General features: G+C 70.9%; 2 protein-coding genes. Both read left to right on the top strand.

What is annotated here, in order from left to right; translation table 11 throughout:
* Positions 1–62 precede the first annotated feature (62 nt).
* Entirely contained in the window at positions 63–719 is a 657-nt protein-coding gene (locus ACOV8S_RS14275) for a response regulator (protein ID WP_448318185.1), read from the top strand.
* 173 nt (positions 720–892) lie between these two features.
* Entirely contained in the window at positions 893–2,722 is a 1,830-nt protein-coding gene (locus ACOV8S_RS14280; RefSeq protein ID WP_448318186.1) for a glycosyl hydrolase family 18 protein, read from the top strand.
* Positions 2,723–2,894: the final 172 nt, after the last annotated feature.

The following is a 2,894-nucleotide window of genomic DNA, read 5'->3' on the forward strand; positions in this document are numbered from 1 at the left end:
CCAGGGGGGCGCGTGGGTGGTGCGGGCGGTTCTGCCCGTGCCGGACGGGGAAGGGTGACGTCGTGATCCGGGTGGTGGTCGCCGAGGACCAGTCGGCCGTACGGGCCGGACTGGTGCTGATCCTGCGCAGCGCGCCGGACATCGAGGTGGTCGGCGAGGCGGCGGACGGGGAGCGGGCGGTGGAGCTGGCCCGCGAGCTGCGGCCCGACGTGGTGCTGACCGACGTGCGGATGCCGCTGCTCGACGGCGTGGGCGTCACCCGTCGGATCACCGCGGAGCAGCTGGCCGACGTGCTGGTGCTGACCACCTTCGACCTCGACGAGTACGTCTTCGGCACCCTGCGGGCGGGCGCGGCCGGCTTCCTGCTGAAGAGCGCGGAGGCGGCCGAACTGCTGGAGGCGGTGCGGACGGTGGCGCGTGGCGAGGGACTGATCGCCCCGGCCGTCACCCGGCGGCTGATCGCGGCCTTCGCCGCCGGGGCCCAGGACCGCCCGCCGCGGGCGACGGGCCCCGGGGCGGAGGCTGTGAAATCCCTGACACCCCGTGAGCGCGAGGTGCTCCGCTGCCTCGGCGAGGGGTTGTCCAATGCCGAGATCGCCGCCCGCCTGGAGATGGCAGAGGCTACGGTGAAGTCCCACGTCAGCCGCCTGCTCGCCAAGCTGGAGCTGCGCAGCCGACTCCAAGCGGCGGTGCTTGCGCAGGAGTTAGGACTGCGCTGAGGTCAGGAGGCCCAGGTCGGGGGCCTGGGTTTACTCAAGAAACCTGCATTGGTCCAGACCTATTGACCGGTGGTCCAGACCTTTCTACTCTGACCGCACCGCTCGGCGTCATGGCCTCGTCAAGTGGCTCGGAGCCGTAGCACCCCCCTCACCCTCACCCCGAGGAGGCGCAGATGCGCTTCAGACAGCGCGTGACGGCGGCAGTCGCCACGCTCGTCCTTCCCCTCGCCGGACTGGTCGGGCTGGCCACGCCGGCCCAGGCGGCCACCTCCGTCACCGCCACCTACGCCAAGACGCAGGACTGGGGCACCGGCTTCGAAGGCAAGTGGACGGTCAAGAACACCGGCACCACCGCTCTCTCCTCCTGGACCGTCGAGTGGGACTTCCCCACCGGCACCAAGGTGACCTCCGCCTGGGACGCCACCGTCACCAACTCCGGCAACCACTGGACCGCCAAGAACCTGGGCTGGAACGGCTCCCTCGCCGCGGGCGCCTCCATCTCCTTCGGGTTCAACGGCTCCGGCACCGGCTCCCCGACCGCCTGTACGGTCAACGGCGGCTCCTGCGACGGCGGGCCCTCCGTGCCCGGCGACAGCGCCCCGTCCGCCCCGGGCAAGCCGACCGCCTCGGACATCACCAACACCTCGGTCAAGCTGGCGTGGACCGCGGCCACCGACGACAAGGGCATCAAGAACTACGACGTCCTGCGCGGCGGCGTGAAGGTGGCCACGGTCACCGGCACCTCGTACACCGACTCCGGTCTGACCGCCGGCACGGACTACTCCTACGCCGTCCTGGCGCGGGACACCGCCGACCAGACCGGTCCGCTCAGCGGCTCCGTCGCGGTCCGCACCACCGGCGGCTCCACCACGCCCACCGACCCGCCGCCCGGCGACAAGGTCAAGCTCGGCTACTTCACCGAGTGGGGCATCTACGGCCGCAACTACCACGTCAAGAACCTGGTGACCTCCGGTTCCGCCTCGAAGATCACGCACATCAACTACTCGTTCGGCAACGTCAAGAACGGGCAGTGCGTCCTCGACGACGCCTTCGCCGCCACCGACAAGGCGTACACCGCGGACCAGTCCGTCGACGGCGTCGCCGACACCTGGGACCAGCCGCTGCGCGGCAACTTCAACCAGCTGCGCAAGCTGAAGGCCAAGTACCCGCACATCAAGGTCCTGTACTCCTTCGGCGGCTGGACCTACTCCGGCGGCTTCGGCCAGGCCGCGCAGAACGCCGCGGCGTTCGCCAAGTCCTGCAAGGCCGTGGTGGAGGACCCGCGCTGGGCCGACGTCTTCGACGGCATCGACATCGACTGGGAGTACCCGAACGCCTGCGGCCTGACCTGCGACACCTCCGGTGCGGCCGCGTTCAAGAACCTGGTCTCCGCGCTGCGCACCGAGTTCGGCCAGAACTACCTGGTCACCGCGGCGATCACCGCCGACGGCTCCAGCGGCGGCAAGATCGACGCGGCCGACTACGGCGGCGCCGCGCAGTACCTCAACTGGTACAACGTGATGACGTACGACTACTTCGGCGCCTGGGCCAACACCGGTCCGACCGCCCCGCACTCGCCGCTCACCTCGTACTCCGGCATCCCGACCGCGGGCTTCAACTCCGCCGACGCGATCGCCAAGCTGAAGTCGAAGGGCGTGCCGTCCGCGAAGCTGCTGCTCGGCATCGGCTTCTACGGCCGCGGCTGGACCGGCGTCACCCAGTCCGCCCCCGGCGGCACGGCGACCGGTGCGGCGCCCGGCACGTACGAGGCGGGCATCGAGGACTACAAGGTCCTCAAGAACTCCTGCCCGGCCACCGGCACGATCGCCGGCACGGCCTACGCCCACTGCGGCACGCAGTGGTGGTCCTACGACACCCCGGCGACCATCGCGGGCAAGATGTCCTGGGCCAAGTCCCAGGGCCTGGGCGGCGCGTTCTTCTGGGAGTTCAGCGGTGACACCGCGAACGGCGAGCTGGTGAGCGCCATCTCCAGCAACCTGTAGTCAGCAACCTGCACAGCGCGTCACAGCACCACGAAGCGGGGGCGGCCCACCAGCCGCCCCCGCTTCCGCGTTCCCCAGCACACGAGCCGCGGGCCTCGTACCTGTTCCCCCTGCGGGCGGCTGGGCCGCCCAGGGGGCGGCACGGGCGGGCGCAGGGGCGGCGCCTCCGCGG

Source organism: Streptomyces sp. CO7, assembly GCF_053474865.1.

What these genes read in the sequence shown, in the direction of transcription:
- ACOV8S_RS14280 (WP_448318186.1), top strand. Translation starts at nt 893, where the DNA reads ATGCGCTTCAGACAGCGCGTGACGGCGGCAGTCGCCACGCTCGTCCTT.